Consider the following 21890-nt stretch of genomic DNA (forward strand, 5'->3'; position numbering starts at 1 on the left):
GGCGCGGCGCCGGCGCCAGCCTCGGGAGGCGACGATGCCCTTGCACGGTCGTGACGTGGTCCTGGTGGACGCCGTCCGCTCACCCTTCGGTCGGGCCAAGCCCGACGGCCTGTACGCGCACACCCGCGCGGACGACATCGCCGTCGCCGTCGTGCGCGGGCTGCTGCGCCGCAATCCCGACCTGCCCCCGGAGCGCATCGGCGACGTCGGCCTCGCCGCCACGTCCCAGGTCGGCGACCAGGGCCTCACCCTGGGCCGCACGGTCGGCATGCTCGCCGGGCTCCCCCGCACCGTCCCCGGGTTCGCGATCGACCGCATGTGCGCGGGCGCGATGACCGCGACCACGCTGCTCGCGGGCCAGATCGCCGTCGGCGCGCTCGACGCCGCGATCGCCGGCGGCGTCGAGCACATGGGCGCGCACCCGCTCGGCAAGGGCATGGAGCCGAACCCGCGCTTCATCGCCGAGCGGCTGGTCTCCGCGGACGCGCTCGTCATGGGTGCGACGGCCGAAAACCTGCACGACCGCTACCCCGCGCTCACCAAGGAGCGCGCCGACGCCTACGGAGCCGCCTCGCAGGCCAAGTACGCCGCCGCGCTCGCCGCCGGGAAGATCACGCCCGACCTCGTGCCGGTCGCGGTCGCCGACCCGCAGCGCGGCTGGGGTCTCGCGACCGCCGACGAGCCGCCGCGCCCCGGCACCACGGTCGAGGGCATGGCCGGGCTGCCGACCCCGTTCCGGCCCGGCGGCCGCGTCACGGCCGCGACCTCCTCGCCGCTCACCGACGGCGCGACGGCGGCCCTGCTGACCTCGGCGGACCTCGCCGCCGAGCTCGGCCTGACCCCGAAGCTGCGGCTGGTCTCCTACGCCTACGCGGGCGTCGAGCCCGAGGTGATGGGCACCGGTCCGGTGCCCTCGACCGAGCGGGCGCTGGAGCTCGCCGGCCTCGACATCTCCGACATCGGGATCATCGAGGTCAACGAGGCGTTCGCCGTCCAGGTGCTCGCGTTCCTCGACGCGTTCGGCATCGCCGACGACGACCCGCGCGTCAACCCCTACGGCGGCGCGATCGCGGTCGGGCACCCGCTGGCGGCGTCGGGCGTGCGCCTGATGCTGCAGCTCGCTCGCCAGCTCGCCGAGCGCCCCGACGTCCGCTACGGCATCACGACGATGTGCGTCGGCCTCGGCCAGGGCGGCACCGTCGTCTGGGAGAACCCGAACTACACGAGCACGGAGGCCGACCAGTGAGCGCAGCGACCGACACGCCCACCGAGAGGGTCACCCACGCCCTCGTCCGCGACGTCGACCTGACCCCGTTCCGCGAGGCCGCCGGCAGCGGGGCGGGCGACCCGCTCGTGCTGGGGCTGATCACGCTCGACAACGGCGAGGACCACACCAAGCCGAACACGCTGGGCCCGATCGGGATGGCGGAGCTGCGCACCGCCCTCGAGGGCCTGCTCGAGCGCGCGCGGGCCGGCGAGGTCCACGCGATCGGCGTCACCGGCAAGCCGTTCCACTTCGCCGCCGGCGCCGACCTGCACGGCGCGGCGTCGATCCGCACCACCTCCGACGCGCGTGCGATCGCGCGCCAGGGCCACGACACCTACCGGCTGCTGCTCGACGCACCGGTGCCGACGTTCGCGTTCGTCAGCGGTGTCGCGCTCGGCGGCGGCATGGAGCTGGCGCTGTCGTGCTCCTACCGCACGGTGATGAGCTCGGTCCGCAACCTCGGGCTGCCCGAGGTCGCCCTCGGGCTCATCCCGGGCTGGGGCGGCACGTTCCTCGCGCCGGGCGTCGTCGGCATCGAGAAGGCGCTCGAGCTGATCGTGGGCAACCCGCTGCGCAACAACAAGCAGCTGACCGCGCCCGCGGCCGCCGAGATGGGGCTGATGGACGTCGTGCTCGAACCAGCGGACTTCCTCGCGGAGTCGCTGCGGTGGGCGACGGCGGTGCTCACCGGAGCGGTCGAGGTCAGCCGCCCCGAGCCGGCCCCGGCCGAGCACTGGGCCGCGGCGGTCGAGGCCGTCCGCGCCCAGGTCGACGCCCGGCTGCACGGGGCCGCACCCGCCCCCTACGAGGCGCTCGACCTGCTGGCGCTGTCGGCGCAGCGCGACCGGGAGGCGTCGTTCGCGGCCGAGGACGAGGCGCTCGCCCGGCTGCTGGTGTCGCCGGAGTTCAAGGCCAGCATGCACGCCTTCGACCTGACGACGCGTCGGGCGAAGCGACCGGTCGGGGCGCCGTCGAGCGACGAGGCACGCCCGGTGCGCTCGGTCGGGATCGCGGGCGCGGGGCTCATGGCCAGCCAGCTCGCGCTGCTGCTCGCGCGCCGCATGAAGGTGCCGGTCGTCATGCGGGACCTCGACGACGAGCGTGTGCAGCGTGGGCTCGGCTTCGTGGCCGCCGAGGTCGACAAGCTCCGGGGCCAGGGCCGCATCGGCGACGACGAGGCCAACCGGATCACCGGTCTGGTCACCGGCACGACCGACCTCGCCGACCTCGCGGACCGAGACCTCGTCATCGAGGCGGTGTTCGAGGAGCTCGACGTCAAGAAGCGGGTGTTCGCCGAGCTCGAGCAGGTGATCTCGCCCGAGACGATCCTGGCGACGAACACCTCGGCGCTCTCGGTCACCGCGATGGCGGCGGACCTGGCGCACCCCGAGCGGGTGGTCGGGCTGCACTTCTTCAACCCGGTCGCGCAGATGCCGCTGGTCGAGGTGGTCCGTGCCGAGCGCACCGACGACGCCGCGTACGCGACCGCGTTCGCCGTCGCCAAGGCGTGCGGGAAGTCGGCGATCGCCGTGGCGGACCGGCCCGGCTTCGTCGTCAACCGGCTGCTGGTGCGGATGCTCGGGGAGGTGCTCGGCTCGCTCGAGGACGGCACCGACGTCGAGACCGCCGACGCCGCGCTGCGGCCGCTCGGGCTGCCGATGGGGCCGTTCCAGCTGCTGCAGCTGGTCGGGCCGGCGGTCGCCGAGCACGTGCTCGACACGCTGCGCGAGAACCTGGGCGAGCGGTACCCGACCTCGCCGGGGCTGCGGCGGATGGTGACCGAGGGCGCCCCGTTCGTCGTCGTCGAGGGTCGCCCGACCGCGGCGTCACCGGTGGACCCGGGGATCGCGCGCTACTTCGGGTCGCGCGGCGGCCATGGCCAGACAGCCGACGAGCTGCTCGCCCGCGTGCGCGACGCGCTCGCCGAGGAGGTCCGGCTGATGCTCGAGGAGAAGGTCGTCACCGACGCCGCCGACATCGATCTCGCGATGATCCTCGGCGCCGGCTGGCCCTTCCACCTCGGCGGCATCACGCCGTACCTGCAGCGGACCGGCGCCCTCTGAGAGGACCACTCGGTCCTGTGTCGGTGTCGGCGTGCGGTGGGGGTGGGCGCTACGTGACCCCGCGGATCCGGGAGACCAGGAGCCCGCCGAGCACGCTGACGGCGGCGGAGAGCGCGTACAGCGCGGCGTAGCCGGAGGCCGCCGTCGCGAACGCCGCCACGAGCGGCGCCGCCACCACGGGCGCCACGACCTGCGGGAGCGCGGCGGCGATGTTGATGACGCCGAGGTCTCGTGCGGCGTCGCCCGACGACGGCAGCACCTGGGTCACGAGCGCGAAGTCGACGGAGATGAACACGCCGTAGGCGATCCCGAACACCGCGGCGCCGATGATCGCGCCCGGCCACGTCTGCGACACCGCCAGCACACCGGCGCCCACGCCGGACAGCACCGCGGAGAGCGACACGAACGGCTTGCGGCGTCCGACCCGGTCGGACCAGATCCCGGAGAGCACCGCGGTGCTCACCACCGACACCGCGTAGACGGCGACGAGCACCAGCACGCCGGTCGCGGGGTCGGCGATCCCGACGGCGTCCTGCAGGTAGTAGAGCAGGTACAGCGTCCCGAGCGCGTTGCCCAGGTTGACCAGCCAACGGGTCAGCCACGCCCAGCCGAAGTCCGGGTACCGCCGCGGCGACACCCAGAACCGCGCGAAGAACGCCCCCGCGCGGAAGCGGCCGACGTCACCGACCAGCCGCAGGTCGCGCGACCTCAGCAGGTACGGGATCACCAGCGCCAGCACCAGCCCGGCGCACGCGAGGTAGCCGGCCGTGACCCCGCCCGCGACGACCGCCAGACCGGTGCCGAGCACCAGCCCCAGGGTCTGCGCCATCCCCAGCCAGCCGCCCACCTCGCCGCGGCGGCGCACCGGCACCTGGTCCGCGACCGCGGCCGACACGGCGGCGTAGATCGCGTTGAGCCCCAGCTGGGTGACCATCCACGCCAGCGCCATCACGGCGACCGAGCGCGTCTGGCTGAGCACGACCAGCCCCAGGATCCCGACGACGGCGCCGCCCGCGACCCAGGGCCAGCGACGCCCGAACCGGCTGCGGGTGCGGTCCGACAGCGCACCGGCCAGCGGGTTGCCGAGCGTCGAGGCGAGCGCGCCCGCACCGGTGACGAGCCCGACGACGTACTCCTTCGCCTCGGGCGCGATCTCCTGCGCCTGCAGCGCGATCAGCACCTGGATCGGCCCGTAGAGCCCGCCGAAGATCGCGAGGTTCGCCAGCGTCAGCCCGAGCACCCAGCGGCGGGGCGGGTCGACGGTCGGGACGTGCTCGACGCCGACGCGGACCTCGGTCGCAGCAGCCAGCGTCATGGCCGAACGCTACTGGCCGCGCACCCCTCGAGGGGTCGTGCGCCACGCCGATGCGTGGCGGTGCCGCCGCAGGTCAGTGGCGGATGTCGACGTGCGCCGCGACGGCCGCGGCCGTGTCGCGCGCGACGTCGGCCGCACGCAGCCCGAGGTCCTCGACGATCTCGCCGCGGGAGGCGTGGTCGAGGAACCGGGTCGGGATCCCGTGGGTGCGCACCGGGGTCTGGACACCGGCTCGCAGCAGCGCCTCACGGACCGCGGCGCCGACGCCGTTCTCGACCAGCCCGTCCTCGATCGTGACGACCAGGTCGACGCCGCGCGCCATCTCGACGAGCTCGCCCGGCACCGGCAGCACCCAGCGCGGGTCGACGACGATGCTGCCGACGCCCTGGTCGGCCAGCCGGACCCCCACCTCGAGCGCGGTCGGCACGAACGCGCCGATCCCCACCACGAGCACGCGGGTGTCGCCGTCGCCGGCGGTTCGCGCGAGCACGTCGACGGTGCCGCTGCGCGACAGCGCCGGGATCGGCTCGGGCAGCGCCGACTTCGGGTACCGGATCACGGTCGGGGCGTCCTTGACAGCGACGGCCTCGCGCAGCGACTGCCGCAGCGTCGGTTCGTCGCGCGGCGCCGCCAGCCGGAGCCCGGGGACCAGGCGCAGCAGCGCCATGTCCCACATGCCGTTGTGCGAGGCGCCGTCGTCGCCCGTGATGCCCGCGCGATCGAGCACGACCGTCACGCCCGCCTTGTGCAGGGCGACGTCCATGAGCAGCTGGTCGAACGCACGGTTGAGGAACGTCGCGTAGAGCGCGACCACCGGGTGCAGCCCGGCGAACGCCATGCCCGCCGCCGCGGTGAGCGCGTGCTGCTCGGCGATGCCGACGTCGAGGACCCTGTCGGGCATCTCCTCGGCCATCGGCGCCAGCCCCACCGGGCCGAGCATCGCGGCGGTCACCCCGACGACGTCGGAGCGGGCACGCGCGATGTCGCGGATCTCCTCGGCGAACACCGCGGTCCACCCGAACCGCGACGGCACGACCGGCAGCCCGGTCTCGGGGTGGATGACGCCGACCGCGTGGAACCGGTCGGCGACGTCGCTCTCCGCCGGGACGTAGCCGCGGCCCTTCTCGGTGATGGCGTGCACGATCACCGGGCCGCCGAAGGCGCGTGCGCTGCGCAGCGCGGCCTCGACCGCGAGCACGTCGTGCCCGTCGACCGGCCCGACGTACTTGATGCCCAGCCCCTCGAACATGCCCTGCGGGCGCAGCACGTCACGCAGCCCGGTCTTCAGCCCGTGCAGGGCCTCGTAGGTGACGCGCCCGGGTGCGCCGCCGGCCTGCAGCGTGCGCTTGCCCCAGTCGAGGACCTTCTCGTACGGGCGTGAGGTCCGCAGCGCGTCGAGCTGCTTGGCGAGCCCGCCGATCGTCGGCGCGTAGGAGCGACCGTTGTCGTTGACGACGATGACGAGCCGCCGGTCGTCGGACTCGGCGATGTTGTTGAGGGCCTCCCAGGCCATGCCGCCGGTCAGCGCGCCGTCGCCGATGACGGCGACGACGGTCCGGTCGGTGCGGCCCGCGAGGTGGTTGGCGCGTGCGATGCCGTCCGCCCACGAGATCGCGGTCGAGGCGTGGGAGTTCTCGACGACGTCGTGGTCGGACTCGGTCCGGCTCGGGTAGCCGGACAGCCCGCCGCGCTTGCGCAGCCGGCTGAAGTCGGTGCGGCCGGTGAGGATCTTGTGCACGTAGGACTGGTGCCCGGTGTCGAACACGATCGTGTCCTGCGGCGAGCTGAACACCCGGTGCAGCGCGATCGTCAGCTCGACGACGCCGAGGTTGGGGCCGAGGTGGCCGCCGGTCTGCGAGACCGACCCGACGAGGAACTCGCGGATCTCCGCGGCGAGCCGCTCGAGCCGCGCGGGCCCGAAGGCGCGCAGGTCCTCGACCGAGGTCAGGCGGTCCAGCTCACCCACGCGGTCCCTCCCCGGTCTCGGTCTCGGCGGTGTCGCCGCACACCCGGCCATCGTACGTCCGCCCGCGTGGCAGGTCGGTGCAGCCGCGGTGGAGATGTTCCGCACGCCCGGGCAGGGCCGCGACGCCTCCGGCCGACCCCGCACCGGTGGCCGGAGCGCCCCCTAGGCTGGCGCCATGCGGTTCCTGCCAGGTCACCAGCTGACCCACGACCTCACCTACGGCGACGCGTTCCTGGTGCCGTCGCGCTCCGACGTCGCGTCCCGGTTCGACGTCGACCTCACGCCCGTCGACGGCGCCGGCACCACGATCCCGGTCGTCGTCGCGAACATGACGGCGATCAGCGGCGCCCGGATGGCGGAGACCGTCGCGCGCCGCGGCGGCGTCGCGATCCTCCCTCAGGACGTGCCGCTGCCCGAGGTGGGGCGCACGATCGCGACCGTGAAGTCGCGGCACCCGGTGCTGGAGACCGCGGTCACGGTGACCGCGCAGGACACCGTGCACACGCTGCAGTCGCTGCTGCACAAGCGCTCGCACGGCGCCGCGGTCGTGCTCGACGGCGACCGGCCGGTCGGGGTCGTCTCGCGCGCCGACTGCGAGGGCGCCGACCAGTTCGCGCAGGTCGGCGACCTCATGTCGGCCGACCCGACGACGCTCGGTGTCGACGTGCTCGACGGCGAGGGCACCGAGCCGATGCGGCGCGCCTTCGACCAGCTGCACGCCAACCGGCGTCGCTTCACCCCGGTCGTCGACGCCGAGGGCCGCTACCTCGGCGTCCTGACCCGTCTGGGCGCGCTGCGCTCCTCGATCTACTCCCCCGCCCTCGACGCCGCGGGCCGGCTGCGCGTCGGCGCCGCGATCGGCGTCAACGGCGACGTGGCGGGCCGGGCCGAGGCGCTGCTGGAGGCCGGCGCCGACCTGCTGGTCGTCGACACCGCGCACGGGCACCAGCAGAAGATGCTCGAGGCGCTGCGCGCCGTGCGAGGCGTCGCCCCGGACGTCACCGTGGTCGCCGGCAACGTCGTCACCGCCGACGGCGTCACCGACCTCGTCGAGGCCGGCGCCGACATCGTCAAGGTGGGCGTCGGGCCGGGTGCGATGTGCACGACCCGGATGATGACGGCGGTCGGGCGGCCGCAGCTGTCCGCGGTGCTCGAGTGCGCGACCCGGGCGCGCGAGCTCGGCCGGCACGTGTGGGCCGACGGCGGCGTGCGCTACCCGCGCGACGTCGCGCTCGCGCTGGCCGCGGGAGCCAGCCAGGTCATGATCGGCTCCTGGTTCGCCGGGACGTACGAGTCGCCGGGCGACCTGCACGTGACGGCGGACGGCCGCCAGTACAAGGAGAGCTTCGGGATGGCGTCGGCGCGCGCCGTCGCCGTCCGCTCCTCCAGCGAGTCCAACGCGTTCGACCGGTCGCGCAAGGCGCTCTACGAGGAGGGCATCTCGCACTCGCGGATGTACCTGGACCCGGACCGCCCCGGCGTCGAGGACCTGCTGGACCACATCACCTCGGGGCTGCGGTCCGCCTGCACGTACGCCGGGGCACGCACGCTCGCGGAGTTCGCGGACAAGGCGGTGGTCGGGCTGCAGTCCTCGGCCGGGTACGAGGAGGGCCGGCCGCTGCCGGGTGGCTGGTCGTGAGCACGCTCCCCCACGGTTCCTGGCCGTCGCCCCTGCGCGCGGCCGACCTCGCGGGCGCGACCGTGCGCCTGGGCGAGGTGGCCGTCTCCGGCGGCGACACCTACTGGACCGAGGGCCGCGCGTCCGAGGGTGGCCGCACCGTGCTGCTGCGGCGCGACGCCTCCGGCGCCGTCACCCGGGTCTCGCCCGAGACGGCGCCCGACGGCGGCACCTTCGACGTGCGCAGCCGCGCGCAGGAGTACGGTGGCGGCTCGTTCGCCGTCGTCGCCGACACCGACGGCGCCCCGCTGGTCGTCGCCTCGCGCAAGGAGGACGACCGGCTCTACCGCCTCGGCGAGGACACGGTCCCGCTCACGCCCGCCGACGGGCGCCGCTACGCCGATCTCGCCCTCGACCTGGGGCGCGGCCTCGTCTACGCGGTCGCCGAGGACCACGGCGAGCCGGGCGGCTTCCGCACCGACCCGCCCGTCACGCTGGTCGCCGTGCCGCTCGACGGCAGCGCCGCCGAGGACGGCGCCCGCGTCCGCACCGTCTTCGAGGGCACCGACTTCGTCAACGCGCCGCGACTGTCCCCCGACGGCCGCCACCTCGCCTTCGTCACGTGGGACCACCCGAGCATGCCGTGGGACTCGTCCCTGGTGCGGCTGGTCGAGCTCGCCGAGGACGGCTCGCTGCGGGGGCGCCCCGTCACGGTCGCGGGCGGCGACGGCGTCTCCGCGCAGGAGCCGGTGTGGACGTCTGCCGGCGACCTCGTGCACGTCGACGACCGCACCGGCTGGTGGAACGTCTACCGCACCGAGCTGAGCCGCCCCGAGGGCTGGCTGGAGCTGCGCACCCGGCACCTGCACCCCGCCGAGGCCGAGTTCTCGGCGCCGCAGTGGGCGTTCGGCCCGCGGACGGTCGCCGTCCTCGACGAGGACCACCTGGTGCTGTCCTGGGTCGAGCAGGGCCGCCGTCGGCTCGGGACGATGCGGCTCGCGAACGGCGAGCTCGAGGCGTGGGTCGGCGACTGGCTGCCCGAGGGCTCGATCGCCGCGGCACCCGACCGGGTGGTGTTCGTCGGCTCGCACCCGCGCCGCCCGAGCGCGGTCGTGGAGCTCGACCTGGCCGAGGGCGCCACCACGGTCGTCGCCGAGTCGAGCACGCTGCGGCTCGACGAGGACAGCGTCAGCGAGGCCGAGCCGGTCTCGTGGGAGGTCGGCGACGGCGTCGAGGCGCACGGCTTCTACTACCCGCCGCGGCTCGCCGGCGTGCAGGCGCCCGACGGCGAGCTCCCGCCGCTGCTCGTCATGATCCACGGCGGCCCGACGGCGGCGACCAGCCCGGGCTTCTCCCCCGGCGTGCAGTACTGGACGACCCGGGGCTTCGCCGTCCTCGACGTCAACTACGGCGGCTCGACCGGTTATGGCCGGGCCTACCGCGAGCGGCTCGACGGCGCCTGGGGCGTGGTCGACGTCGCCGACTGCGCGAGCGGCGCGGCGGCGATGGCGGCGGCCGGCAGGGCCGACCCGGCGCGGCTGGCGATCCGCGGCGGGTCCGCAGGCGGCTTCACGACGCTCGCGGCGCTGGCCTTCACGGCCACGTTCGCGGCGGGCACCTCCCGGTACGGCATCGGCGACCTCGCCGCGCTCGCGGCCGAGACCCACAAGTTCGAGGCGCGCTACCTCGACCGCCTCGTCGGCCCCTACCCGGAGGCGGAGGAGGTCTATCGGCAGCGCTCGCCGCTGCACCACGTCGACCGCATCGAGGCCCCCGTGCTGCTGCTGCAGGGCTCCGAGGACCGTGTCGTGCCCCCCTCGCAGTCGATCGGGATGGCGGAGGCGCTGCGGGCGCGCGGCGTGCCCGTCGCCTACGTCGAGCTCGCCGGCGAGGGCCACGGCTTCCGCGGCGCCGACGCGATCACACGAGCGCTGGAGACCGAGCTCGCCTTCTACGGCCAGGTGCTCGGGTTCACGCCCGCCGACGACGTCCCCACCGTCGACCTGGGCACGGCATGACCGAGCGGCGCACCGTCGTCGTCGCCGGCGCGTCCGGCTGGATCGGCCGCTACCTGACGGCGCGGCTGCGGCACCGCGGCGCCGTCGTGCGCACCGTCGGACGGCACGCCGAGGACGACGGCCGCTGGTCGGACGCCGGTTCGCTGCGACGCGCGCTCGCCGGCGCGGACCTGCTCGTCAACCTCGCCGGCCGGTCGGTGAGCTGCCGCTACAGCAAGCGGAACGCGGACGAGATCTTCCGCTCGCGCGTGGAGACGACCGCCGCGCTGGCCGACGCGCTGCGCGCGCTGGGCGGCGACGCGCCGCCGGTGTGGCTCAACGCGAGCACGGGCACGATCTACCGCGACGCCCGGGACCGCCCCCAGGACGAGGCGACCGGTGAGCTCGGTGGCGGCTTCTCGGTCGAGGTCGCGCGCGCGTGGGAGCGCGAGCTGGACACCGCCCCCGACGGCGTCCGGACCGTCGCGCTGCGGATGTCGATCGTGCTGGGGCCCCGGGGCGGTGCCGTCAACCCGATCATCAACCTCGTCCGGATGGGCTTCGGCGGCCCGATGGGCGACGGCGGCCAGATGTTCAGCTGGGTCCACGTCGAGGACGTCGCGCGCGTCGTCGACCACGTCGCGGCGACGCCGTCGATCCGCGGCCCGGTCAACGTCGCCACGCCGCACCCGGTCACCAACGCCGAGCTGATGGCGACGATGCGCGAGGTCTTCGGTGTCCCCGTCGGGCTGCCGGAGCCGCGCTGGCTGCTCGAGCTCGGCGCGCGGGTCATCCGGACCGAGACCGAGCTCGTGCTCAAGAGCCGCTGGGTGCACCCGGGCGTGCTGCTCGCCAGCGGCTTCGACTTCCGCTTCCCGCACCTGCGCGACGCGCTGCACCAGATCGCCTCGCGCACGCCGCGTGGGCTGCTGCCGGTCCAGCTCGGCTGACGGGCGCCGACGCGGCCCGCGCTCAGCCGCCCGCGCGGAGCCGGGCGACCTCGGCCTCGAGGTCCTCGACCCTGCGGCGCAGCTCGATCACCATGCGCGCACCCGCGAGCGAGACGCCCTCCTGGGTGAGGTCGATGACCTCGCGCAGCAGGGCGATCTCGTTCTGCGTGTAGCGGCGCTGGTTGCCCTGCGAGCGGCTCGGCTGCACGATCTCCAGGTCGTCGAGGCGGCGCAGCTGCGCCACCGGCACACCGAGCACCTCGGCGACCTGACCGATCGTGTAGAACGGCACGTCCGAGCCGGTGACGGCGTACTCGCCGCCCGGCTCGGCCGCCCCTGGGCCTGAGGCCGGTCCGGTCGCACCCTCGGCTGGTTCGCTGGTCACTGCCCCTCCTCCGCGGTCGCGTGCTCGCGCTCGGGTGCCACCGTGCCGCTGCTGCGATCGGCACGCACGCGGTGCGAGCGCTGCTCGAACGGCAGGTTGTCGATCGCGACCGAGCCGACGCGCTCCGGCGTGGCGCCGACGTCGAGCCCCGTGCTCGACGGCTCCATGCCGAGCGCGATCCGGAGCAGCTCGAACGGCACCGCCGCCGCCCACGCCTGCGGCGAGCACGACGTGGGGTAGCGCACCGGCACCTGCTGCTCGGCGCGGTCGAACCCGCAGAACAGCTCGGGCAGCCTGCCGTCGAACGCGGTCGCGGCGTCGAGGAGGCCGTCGCTCACGCGCTGCGCGTGGTCGGTGAACCCGTAGCGAGCCAGACCCGCGGTGACGATCGCGGTGTCGTGCGGCCACACCGACCCGTTGTGGTAGCTCACCGGGTTGTAGCGCACGTTGCCGGTGCCCAGCGTGCGCACCCCGAATCCGGTGAACATCTCCGGGCTCAGCAGCCGGTCGGCGACGGCGGGGGCCACCTCCTCCGGCACGATGCCGGTCCAGAGGCAGTGCCCGGCGTTCGAGGCGATCGCGTCCACCTGCCGCTTGTCGCCGTCCAGCGCGAGCGCGTAGAACTGCTGGTCGGGCATCCAGAAGGCCTCGTGGAACCGTACGCGCAGCCGCTCGGCGCGCTCGCGCCAGCCGCGCGCGGCCTCCTCGTCTCCGCGACGCGCCTCCAGGTCGGCCATCGCGAGCAGCGCCGCGTAGCAGTAGCCCTGCACCTCCGCCAGCGCGATCGGACCGTGCGCGGGCCGTCCGTCGGCGAAGCAGATCGAGTCGGCCGAGTCCTTCCAGCCCTGGTTGAGCAGACCGCGGTCGGACGTGCGCTGGTACTCGACGAAGCCGTCGCCGTCGCGGTCGCCGTGCTCGACGACCCAGCGCGCTGCGGCCTCGGCGGCCGGCAGCAGCGGCTCGATCTGCTCCCACGGCACACCCCAGCGCAGGGCGCGGCCGAGCAGCATGAGGAACAGCGGCGTGGAGTCGATCGAGCCGTAGTAGACGCCGTGACCGCCGAGCGCCTGCGAGAGGTCGGCACCGCGGCGGACCTCGTGCAGGATCCGGCCCGGCTCCTCCTCGCTGAGGTCGTCGCGCCGCGTGCCCTGCATGCGCGCCAGCGTGCGCAGCGTCCCCATCGTGAGGTCGGGCGAGAACGGCAGCGTCATCCACCCGGTGATCAGCGAGTCGCGCCCGAACAGCGCCATGAACCACGGGGCGCCGGCGGCGACGACGTCGTCGTCCGGGTAGGCGGGATCGACGATCCGCAGCGCACCGAGGTCCTCCTCGCTGCGCGCGAGCGCCCGTGAGAGCGCCGGGTCCTCGACCGTGATGTCCGGGATCGAGTCCCGCCAGCCCTGCATGCGGCGGGCGGGCGCCGTCTGCTCGACGGCGGTGTGCAGCGGGAACGGCGCCTCGATCTCGTCGCCGCTCACGCTCGCGACGACCTCGACGCGCGCCGACCACGAGCCGTGCGCGGGCACCACCGTCGTGAACCGCAGGCCCTGCTCGGTGGCAGTCGCCTCGGCGGCGCTGACACGCACGCCGCGGCCGTCGCCGTGCTCGGTCCACACCAACAGGTCGGACCCCACCGCGCGCCGCTGCACGCCGCGGCCGGACACCGCACGGTTCTCCTTGACCTCGAACAGGTCGGCGAAGTCGCAGTCGACCACCAGCCGCACCTCGACGCCGGCGGGCTCGGGGCCGTAGTTGTGCAGCGTGATGTCCTCGCGCATGCCGGCGCCGACGTAGCGGTGGCGCTCGACGACGACCGTCGGCTCCACCTGCCCGGGACGCACCGGCGCACGGCCGACGAACTCCGCCTCGAAGGGCTCGACGCGCGTCGCGGCCAGCGGCTCGACCTCCTGGCCGTCGACCTGCAGCACCCACGTCGACAGGATCCGGGTGTCCTGCACGAAGAGACCCTGCCCGCGCCCGCCGTGCAGGTCCCCCGAGACGTCGCTCACGCAGAACGAGGCGCCCTCGACGAGCGTGACCTGGGCACCGGTGACGTCGATCGCGTCGCGAGACGCTCGCTTCATGCTCACCTCCACAACTGGTGCTATATAGAAACTAACACTGCAGTCGTAGGTATCTACCACTCGCGATGCAGGTTTCTTCTCGTCCGCGCCGCACCCGGCGCAGTCAAGGAGGGTTCATGTCTGACCTGTTCGTCCCCGCCGCCGAGCAGGCGGCGGCCGAGTCCGCGCAGTCCCCGCTCCATGTCGCGATGGTCGCCCCGCCGTGGTTCGAGCTGCCGCCGCGCGGCTACGGCGGCACCGAGGCGGTGGTGGCGGCGCTCGTCGACGGTCTCGTGGACCGCGGGCACCAGGTGACGCTGGTGGCCTCGGGCTCGCACCGCACGAAGGCCACCCGGTTCCACCGCGTCTACGACGTGCCGCCGACCGAGCGGCTCGGGGACCCGGCGCCCGAGGTGGTCGCCGCCGCCGAGGCCGCGCGCGTGCTCGCGGACGCCGACGTCGACCTCGTGCACGACCACACGCTCGCCGGGCCGCTGCTGGCGCGCGGTCGCAGGCAGCCGACGGTCGTCACCACGCACGGGCCGGTCGCGGGCAGCGACGGCGACTACTACGAGAGGCTGGGCGCGAGCGTCGACGTCGTCGCGATCTCGGCGTCCCAGCGCCGGCTCAACCCCGCGCTCAACTGGGTCGGCACGGTCCACAACGCGATCGACGTGCGGTCGTTCCCCTACCGGGCCGACAAGGACGACTACGTGCTCTGGCTCGGCCGCTTCAGCCCGCAGAAGGCGCCCGACCTCGCGATCGAGGCGGCCCGCGCCGCCGGTCGCCGCATCGTGCTGGCCGGCAAGCTGAACGAGGAGCCGGAGCGCCGCTACTTCAGCGAGCGGGTCGCCCCGCTGCTGGGCCCGGACGCCGAGTACGTCGGCGAGGCCGACGCGACGCTCAAGCGCGAGCTGCTCGCGGGCGCGCAGGCGCTGGTGTTCCCCATCCAGTGGGAGGAGCCGTTCGGGATGGTGATGATCGAGGCGATGGCGACCGGCACACCGGTCGTCGCCACCCGGCGCGGCAGCGTCCCCGAGATCGTGGTCGACGGCGCCACGGGCGTGGTGGTCGACGACGTCGCCGAGCTGCCGGCGGCGATCCACCGCGCGACCGAGCTCGACCCCGCAGCCGCACGCCGTCACACGCTGGAGCACTTCGACATCCCGGTGATGGCCGCCGGCTACGAGCGGGTCTACCGGATGCTCGTCGAGGGCACGCGGAGCATCCGCGACATCACGGCGCTCGGCTCCGCCGCCGAGGCGGCAGGCTGACCGTTCGCGGGCGCGGCGACCTCGGTGGCCGCGCCCGCCGCGGTCAGCGGTCGGCGGCGGGCGCCGGCAGCGCCGAGCGCGGGGCGACCGAGGACCCGACCACCAGCATGACGACCAGCCCGAGGTAGAGCGCGGTCAGCCCGCTCCGCAGGCCGAGCACCGCCGTCAGGGCGCCGCCGACGCCGATGAGCAGCGCGGTGCCGAGACCGTCGAGGATCTGGGCCGCGGCGGTGTTGAAGCCGACCTCGCCCGGCCCCGAGTGCGTCATCACCAGCAGCGACACCGCGGGCATCCCCAGCCCCATGCCGAAGCCGGCCACGGCCTGCGCGGGGAACGCCAGCCCTGGGTGGACCCAGCCGAGGGTCACCGGCACGACGAGCAGGATCCCGCACGCGAGCAGCCCGAAGGCGATCCAGAGCAGCCGATGACGCGGGATGTGCGGGCGGCCACCCTGCCACGTCGAGGCCGCCGACCAGCCCAGCGAGCCGGCGATCAGCACCGCGCCGGCCTCGGTGAGGGTCCAGCCGTGCAGCCGGTTGAGCATGAGCGGGAGGAAGGAGTTCGTCGCGAAGAAGCCCCCCGCCAGCAGGCCGCGCGCGAGCACGGTCGAGGCGACGCCGCGGCGGGCGAGCAGGGTGCCGCGCGGGACGAGCTGCAGCAACGAGGGCACGAGCACCGCGAAGGCGACCAGCACGACCGGCAGCACCGCGGTCCCGGGCCGCTCCCCCGCCCAGCTGAGCGCGGCGACTCCGACCGCGGCACCCGGCGCCGCGAGCACCAGCCGCCGCGTCGACCGACGCTCGCGGTCCCCCTGGTCGTGCGGGGCGCCGGAGCCGGCGCGGCGCAGCACGCGCGCCATCATGACCAGCGCGACCACCGCGATCGGCGCGATGCCGAGGAACACCCAGTGCCACGACCAGGTCTCGGTGACGTAGGCGGCCGCGGGCGGCCCGAGCAGCGACGGCAGCACCCACGCGGTCGCGGTCCACCCGAAGACCGCGGGGCGCAGCTGCGGTGGGTAGACCCGCGCGACGAGCACGAAGATCGCGACCGTGAGCGCGCCGGCACCCAGCCCCTGCAGGGCGCGGCCGACCAGCAGCTGCGGCAGCGCCGCAGCGGTGCCGGCGGCGACCAGCCCGGCCGCGAACGTCGTGACGCCCGCGACCAGCGGGCCGCTCGGCCCCCGCGCGTCCGCCCAGCGGCCGCCGAGCACCGTCGCGAGCACCGAGGAGGCGAGGAACGCGACGAACGGCCACGCGTAGGTCTCGAGCGTGCCGATGTCCGCCATGACCTCCGGCATCGCGGTGCCGACGCCCATGCCCTCGAACGCGACCGCGGTGATGACGAGCAGGATGCCCGCGGTCGTGCTGCCCAGCCCGCCGCGGAACACGTCCCAGCGGCCGGTGCCGTGGGCGAGCGCGCCGTCGTCGGTCCCGGAGGGCGCGTCGGGGCTCGGCCGGTCGGTGGGCTGGTCGGTGGGCTGGTCGGTCGTCATGGTCCGTCTCATGACGCAGCGCCGACGGGTCCGTCGTGGGACCCGCCGGCGCTGCGCCGGGGTCTCTCAGCTCGCGACGAGCGAGCGCAGCACGTACTGGAGGATGCCGCCGTTGCGGTAGTAGTCGGCCTCACCGGGGGTGTCGATGCGGACCACGGCGTCGAACTCGACGACCGTGCCGTCCTCCTTGGTGGCCCGCACCTGCACGGTGCGCGGCGTGGGGCCGTCGTTGAGCGCCGAGATGCCCGAGATGTCGAACGTCTCGGTGCCGTCCAGACCGAGCGACTCGGCCGACTCACCCGCCGGGAACTGCAGCGGCAGCACGCCCATCCCGATGAGGTTCGAGCGGTGGATGCGCTCGAAGCTCTCGGTGATGACGGCCCGCACGCCCAGCAGCGCGGTGCCCTTCGCCGCCCAGTCGCGCGAGGACCCGGAGCCGTACTCCTTGCCGCCCAGCACGACCAGCGGGATGCCGGCCTCCGCGTAGGCCTGCGCCGCGTCGTAGATCGTCGTCTGCTCGCCGGTGAGGAGGTTCTTGGTGAACCCGCCCTCGACGCCGTCGAGCAGCTGGTTGCGGAGCCGGATGTTGGCGAAGGTGCCGCGGATCATCACCTCGTGGTTGCCGCGGCGGGACCCGTAGGAGTTGAAGTCGCGCCGCTCGACGCCGTGCTCGGCGAGGTAGCGGCCCGCCGGCGAGTCGGGCTTGATCGAGCCCGCGGGCGAGATGTGGTCGGTCGTGACCGAGTCGCCCAGCTTCGCCAGCACGCGCGCGCCGCTGATGTCGGTGACCGGCGCCGGCTCGAGCGTCATCCCCTCGAAGTACGGGGGCTTGCGCACGTAGGTCGACTCGGGGTCCCACGCGAACGTGTCGCCCTCGGGGGTGTCGAGGTTGCGCCAGTGCTCGTCGCCGGCGAACACGTCGGCGTAGTCGGCCGTGAACATCTCGCGGCTGATCGACGACGCGATCGTGTCCTGGACCTCCTGCGGCGTCGGCCAGATGTCACGCAGGTACACCGGCGTGCCGTCCTTGGACTCGCCGAGCGGCTCCGACTCGAAGTCGAAGTCCATCGTGCCGGCCAGCGCGTAGGCGATGACCAGCGGCGGCGACGCGAGGTAGTTCATCTTCACGTCGGGGTTGATGCGCCCCTCGAAGTTGCGGTTGCCCGAGAGCACCGACACGACCGCGAGGTCGTGCGCGTTGACCGCCGCCGACACCTCGTCCGGCAGCGGGCCGGAGTTGCCGATGCAGGTCGTGCAGCCGTAGCCGACCAGGTGGTAGCCGAGCTTCTCCAAGTAGGGCCACAGGCCCGCCTTGCTGTAGTAGTTCGTCACCACCTGCGAGCCCGGCGCCATCGAGGTCTTCACCCACGGCTTGGCCTGCAGGCCCTTCTCGACCGCGCGCTTGGCGAGCAGACCGGCGGCGAGCATCACCTCCGGGTTGGAGGTGTTGGTGCAGGAGGTGATCGAGGCGATCACGACGTGGCCGTGGTCGAGCTGGTAGGTGCGGCCGTCGGGTGCGGTCACGTCGACGAGCTTGTGGGCACGGCGGGCGACCGGCGCCGGCGAGCTGGTGGGCTCACCCAGCGGGGAGCTCTCCTCGTGCGCGTCGTGGGACGGCGCGTCCGAGGCCGGGAAGGTGTCGGCGAGCTCCTGGTCCACCGGGCTCTTCTCGATGCCCTGGCCCTCGACGACGTAGTTGCACAGGTCGGCGTGGAACTGCTCCTTGGCCCGGCTCAGCTCGATGCGGTCCTGCGGTCGCTTCGGGCCCGCGATCGAGGGCACCACCGTCGAGAGGTCGAGCTCGAGGTACTCGGAGAACTGCGGCTCGACGTAGCCCTCGGCCGACGGGTCGAGCCACAGGCCCTGCTCCTTGGCGTAGGCCTCGACCAGCTGCACCTGGGCCTCGTCGCGACCGGTGAGCCGCAGGTAGTCGAGCGTGACGCCGTCGATCGGGAACATGGCCGCGGTCGAGCCGAACTCGGGGCTCATGTTGCCGATGGTGGCGCGGTTGGCCAGCGGCACCTCGGCGACGCCCTCGCCGTAGAACTCGACGAACTTCCCGACGACGCCGTGCTGGCGCAGCATCTGGGTGATCGTGAGCACGACGTCGGTCGCGGTGACGCCCGCGGGGATCTCGCCCTTGAGCTTGAAGCCGACGACGCGCGGGATGAGCATCGAGACCGGCTGGCCCAGCATCGCGGCCTCGGCCTCGATGCCGCCGACGCCCCAGCCGAGCACGCCGAGGCCGTTGACCATCGTCGTGTGCGAGTCGGTGCCGACGAGCGTGTCGGGGTAGGCCTTGCCGTCGCGGGTCATGACGACGCGCGCGAGGTACTCGATGTTGACCTGGTGGACGATGCCGGTGCCCGGCGGCACGACCTTGAAGTCGTCGAACGCCGTCTGGCCCCAGCGGAGGAACTGGTAGCGCTCGTGGTTGCGCTGGTACTCGATCTCGACGTTGCGCTCGAACGCGTCCGGGCGGCCGAAGACGTCGATCTGCACCGAGTGGTCGATGACGAGCTCGGCCGGCGAGAGCGGGTTGATCGCCGCCGGGTCGCCGCCGAGGTCGGCGACGGCCTCGCGCATGGTGGCGAGGTCGACGACGCAGGGCACGCCCGTGAAGTCCTGCATGACCACGCGCGCGGGCGTGAACTGGATCTCGGTGCTCGGCTCGGCCGCGGGGTCCCACTCGGCGAGCGCGCGCACGTGGTCGGCGGTGATGTTCTCGCCGTCCTCGGTGCGCAGCAGGTTCTCGGCGAGGACCTTCAGCGAGTACGGCAGCCGCTCCAGCCCCGGCACCGCCGACAGCCGGTAGATCTCGTGGCTCGCGTCCCCGACCTCGAGCGTTCCCTTCGCACCGAAGCTGTTCACCGTGCTCACCGTTGCACCATCCCTCGTTCGCTGCCCGGCCGCTGCCTGCACCTGAGCGTGCATCCAGGTCGGGCTGGACTTGCTGAAACTATCTTGACGTCGAGATATCTTACCAGCCGGCCCGACGACTCCCAGCCTGGCACAGGGCGCGTCGTCGGTCAGCAGGTCCGGCGGGCACCGGCCCTCAGCCGGCCGCAGCAGCCAGCCGCCGGGCCCGCACGCGGTGCACGACCTCGATGAGGATCGCGCCCGGCACCCCGACGGCGAGGACGAGCGAGGCGGTCTCGGACGTCGGCCACTCCAGCGCGAAGAACTCGCGCACGAACGGCAGCGCGACCGCGAGCACCGCACCGAGCGCCATCGCGAGGACGAGCCCGAGCCGCCACCAGCTCCACGGCCGCGCAAGGATGCCGAGCAGCCACAGGGCCATGAGGATGAGCACCAGCGTCGCTCCCGTGCTGGCCTGCAGGTCCTCCCCGCGCACGTGCAGGGTGCCGTAGACCAGCAGCACCCCGGCGCCGCAGATCACGCCGCACGGCACCGACAGCTGCAGGACGCGGTCGAGGAAGCCACGCCGGTAGCGCTGGTCGTTCGGCGCGAGCGCGAGGAAGAACGCCGGCGTCCCGATCGTGAGCGCGCCGACGAGCGTGAGGTGGCGGGGCAGGAACGGGTAGGGCCAGGCGACCAGCGCGACGACGACCGCGAGCAGCACCGCGTAGGTGGTCTTGGTGAGGAACAGCGAGGCGACGCGCTCCATGTTCGCGATCACCCGCCGCCCCTGCGCGACGACGCCGGGCAGCGTGGCGAACCGGCCGTCGAGCAGCACCAGTCGCGCGACCGCCTTGGTCGCGGCCGCACCGCTGCCCATCGCGATGCCGAGGTCGGCGTCCTTGAGCGCGAGCGCGTCGTTGACGCCGTCGCCGGTCATCGCCGCGGTGCGGCCCGCGGCCTGCAGCGCGTGCACGAACGAGCGCTTCTGCTCGGGCGTCACACGGCCGAGCACCCGGGCGCGACCGATCGCCTCCGCCAGCTCCTCGCCGTCCTCGGGCAGCGTCCGGGCGTCGACGCCCTCGACGTCGTCGTCCACGAGCCCGACCGTGCGCGCGATCGAGGCGACGGTCGCGGGGTTGTCGCCGGAGATCACCTTGACCTCGACGCCCTGCTCGGCGAAGTACGCCAGCGTCTGCGCGGCGTCGGGTCGGATGCGCTCGCGCAGCACCGCCAGCGTCACCGGGCGCAGGTCGGCGGGCAGCGCGGCGACCGAGGGGGCCTCGCCCTCGCACCGGGCCAGCAGCACGACGCGGGCGCCGGTGGACGCGAGCTCGCGCACCCGGTCCTGGACGGCGTCGTCGGGCCGGTCGGCGAGCAGCACCTCGGGGGCGCCGAGCACCCAGTCGCCGGCCGCCGTGCGGTGACCGCTCCACTTGCGCGCGGAGCTGAACGGGACCAGCTCCTCCTCGGCCGCCCCCTCGACGCCGTCGAGGCCCTGCGCGATCGCTGCGGTGGTCGGGGACGCCGTCGCCGCGCGCGACAGCGTCGCGAGCAGCTCGCGGGCACCCTCGGCCTCCTCGAGCTCGACGAGCTCGTCGAGCTCCACCGTGCCGTCGGTGATCGTGCCGGTCTTGTCCAGGCAGAGCACGTCGACGCGCGCGAGCACCTCGACGGCCGGCAGCTCCTGCACGAGCACCTGGCGGCGCGCCAGGATCACCGCGGCCAGCGCGAAGTTGATCGAGGTCAGCAGCACGAGGCCTTCGGGCACCATGCCGACGATGCCCGCGACCGCCTGCACGACGGCGTCGCGCCAGCCACCGTCGGCGAGGGCCGCCGACCAGCCGCCCTCGTTGCGGATCTGGCTCCAGAACAGCAGCACCGCGATCGGGACGATCACCCACGACACGACGAGCAGCACCTTGTTGATGCCGTCGCGCAGCTCAGACCCCACGAGCGAGAACCGCTTCGCCTGCGCCGTGATCCGCTGCGCGTAGGAGTCCGGGCCGACCCGGGTCGCGCGCACGACCGCGGAGCCGGCGACCACCGCGGACCCCGACAGCACCGGGTCGCCGACGTCCTTCGCGACCGGCTCGCTCTCCCCCGTGAGCATCGACTCGTCGACCTCGAGGCCCGCCGAGCCGAGAACCTCGCCGTCGGCGGGCACCTGGTCGCCGATCTCCAGCCGCAGCACGTCGTCGAGCACCACCTCCCGCATCGGGACCCGGGACTCCAGCCCGTCGCGCACGACGACGACCTCGGACTCGTTGAGGATCGCCAGTCGGTCGAGCGTGCGCTTGGCGCGGTACTCGGTGACGGCACCGATGAGGGTGTTGAACAGCAGCACGAACCCGAAGACGGCGTCCTTCCAGGCGCCGACCGCGAGGACGACGACCAGGGCCGCGCCGAGGATCGCGTTGAACAGTGTGAAGAGGTTGCCGCGCACGATCGCCCAGAGGCTGCGCGAGGAGGTGTCGTCGGTGACGTTGACCTGCCCGAGCGCCACGCGCTGAGCGACCTCGGCCGAGGTCAGACCGGGCAGGGGTGGCGCATCGGCGCTGGCTGCGTGCACCCACAGGAGTATGGCCGAGGCAGCCCGCGCGCGACCCGCAACGGCACACCGGGTGCGCCCGTGCGC

13 protein-coding genes are annotated in these 21890 nt (G+C 74.0%); 6 read left to right on the plus strand and 7 right to left on the minus strand.

Going from position 1 to position 21890, the window contains the following annotated elements; genetic code table 11:
• Window positions 1-34: 34 nt before the first annotated feature.
• Both GPA02_RS00105 and GPA02_RS00110 read left to right on the plus strand, forming a co-directional pair.
• Window positions 35-1246, plus strand: coding sequence for a thiolase family protein (locus tag GPA02_RS00105; RefSeq protein WP_156197821.1), 1212 nt, complete (start codon window positions 35-37; stop codon window positions 1244-1246).
• Complete coding sequence (locus tag GPA02_RS00110; protein ID WP_156197822.1) at window positions 1243-3330, plus strand: 3-hydroxyacyl-CoA dehydrogenase NAD-binding domain-containing protein; 2088 nt, start codon at window positions 1243-1245, stop codon at window positions 3328-3330. Before GPA02_RS00105 ends, GPA02_RS00110 begins: the two co-directional genes overlap by 4 nt.
• A 49-nt stretch (window positions 3331-3379) precedes the next feature.
• On the opposite strand, the gene GPA02_RS00115 is transcribed toward GPA02_RS00110, so the two are convergent.
• Together GPA02_RS00115 and dxs are read right to left on the minus strand one after the other, a co-directional pair.
• Window positions 3380-4645, minus strand: a complete 1266-nt coding sequence (locus tag GPA02_RS00115) for an MFS transporter (RefSeq protein ID WP_156197823.1) — start codon at window positions 4643-4645, stop codon at window positions 3380-3382.
• A gap of 73 nt (window positions 4646-4718) precedes the next feature.
• Window positions 4719-6611 carry a 1-deoxy-D-xylulose-5-phosphate synthase gene (gene dxs / locus GPA02_RS00120; RefSeq protein ID WP_204986445.1) on the minus strand — a complete coding sequence of 631 codons (1893 nt, stop codon included), beginning with the start codon at window positions 6609-6611 and terminating at the stop codon, window positions 4719-4721.
• A 175-nt stretch (window positions 6612-6786) separates the two neighbouring features.
• On the opposite strand from dxs, the gene GPA02_RS00125 reads away from it, so the two are divergent.
• From GPA02_RS00125 to GPA02_RS00135, 3 genes are read left to right on the plus strand one after another with little or no spacing between them, the layout of a single operon-like run.
• Window positions 6787-8250 carry a GuaB1 family IMP dehydrogenase-related protein gene (locus GPA02_RS00125; protein WP_156197825.1) on the plus strand — a complete coding sequence of 488 codons (1464 nt, stop codon included), beginning with the start codon at window positions 6787-6789 and terminating at the stop codon, window positions 8248-8250.
• Window positions 8247-10247: a S9 family peptidase gene (locus tag GPA02_RS00130; RefSeq protein WP_204986446.1), complete on the plus strand. Its 2001-nt coding sequence runs from the start codon at window positions 8247-8249 to the stop codon at window positions 10245-10247. Before GPA02_RS00125 ends, GPA02_RS00130 begins: the two co-directional genes overlap by 4 nt.
• Window positions 10244-11176: a TIGR01777 family oxidoreductase gene (locus tag GPA02_RS00135; RefSeq protein WP_156197826.1), complete on the plus strand. Its 933-nt coding sequence runs from the start codon at window positions 10244-10246 to the stop codon at window positions 11174-11176. The genes GPA02_RS00130 and GPA02_RS00135 overlap by 4 nt, the downstream gene beginning before the upstream one ends.
• Before the next feature lie 22 nt (window positions 11177-11198).
• Here GPA02_RS00135 and GPA02_RS00140 read toward each other — a convergent pair whose 3' ends face one another.
• Window positions 11199-11561 carry a MerR family transcriptional regulator gene (locus GPA02_RS00140; protein ID WP_204986447.1) on the minus strand — a complete coding sequence of 121 codons (363 nt, stop codon included), beginning with the start codon at window positions 11559-11561 and terminating at the stop codon, window positions 11199-11201.
• On the minus strand, window positions 11558-13645 hold the full coding sequence (locus GPA02_RS00145; RefSeq protein WP_156197827.1) for an amylo-alpha-1,6-glucosidase: 2088 nt from the start codon (window positions 13643-13645) through the stop codon (window positions 11558-11560). Before GPA02_RS00145 ends, GPA02_RS00140 begins: the two co-directional genes overlap by 4 nt.
• A gap of 116 nt (window positions 13646-13761) precedes the next feature.
• On the opposite strand from GPA02_RS00145, the gene GPA02_RS00150 reads away from it, so the two are divergent.
• Window positions 13762-14898, plus strand: a complete 1137-nt coding sequence (locus tag GPA02_RS00150; protein WP_156197828.1) for a glycosyltransferase family 4 protein — start codon at window positions 13762-13764, stop codon at window positions 14896-14898.
• 43 nt (window positions 14899-14941) lie between these two features.
• Here the strand turns inward: GPA02_RS00150 and GPA02_RS00155 are convergent, their stop codons facing one another.
• From GPA02_RS00155 to GPA02_RS00165, 3 genes are all read right to left on the minus strand, one after another.
• A complete protein-coding gene (locus tag GPA02_RS00155; protein ID WP_156197829.1) occupies window positions 14942-16393 on the minus strand; it encodes an MFS transporter in 1452 nt (483 codons plus the stop codon).
• 66 nt (window positions 16394-16459) lie between these two features.
• A complete protein-coding gene (locus GPA02_RS00160) occupies window positions 16460-19327 on the minus strand; it encodes an aconitate hydratase (protein WP_156197830.1) in 2868 nt (955 codons plus the stop codon).
• 121 nt (window positions 19328-19448) lie between these two features.
• Window positions 19449-21824 (minus strand): HAD-IC family P-type ATPase, encoded by a 2376-nt coding sequence (locus GPA02_RS00165; protein ID WP_240133791.1) that lies wholly within the window; start codon window positions 21822-21824, stop codon window positions 19449-19451.
• Between the last annotated feature and the right edge of the window lie 66 nt (window positions 21825-21890).

It is taken from the genome of Actinotalea caeni, assembly GCF_009733795.1.
Classification (GTDB): domain Bacteria; phylum Actinomycetota; class Actinomycetes; order Actinomycetales; family Beutenbergiaceae; genus Pseudactinotalea; species Pseudactinotalea caeni.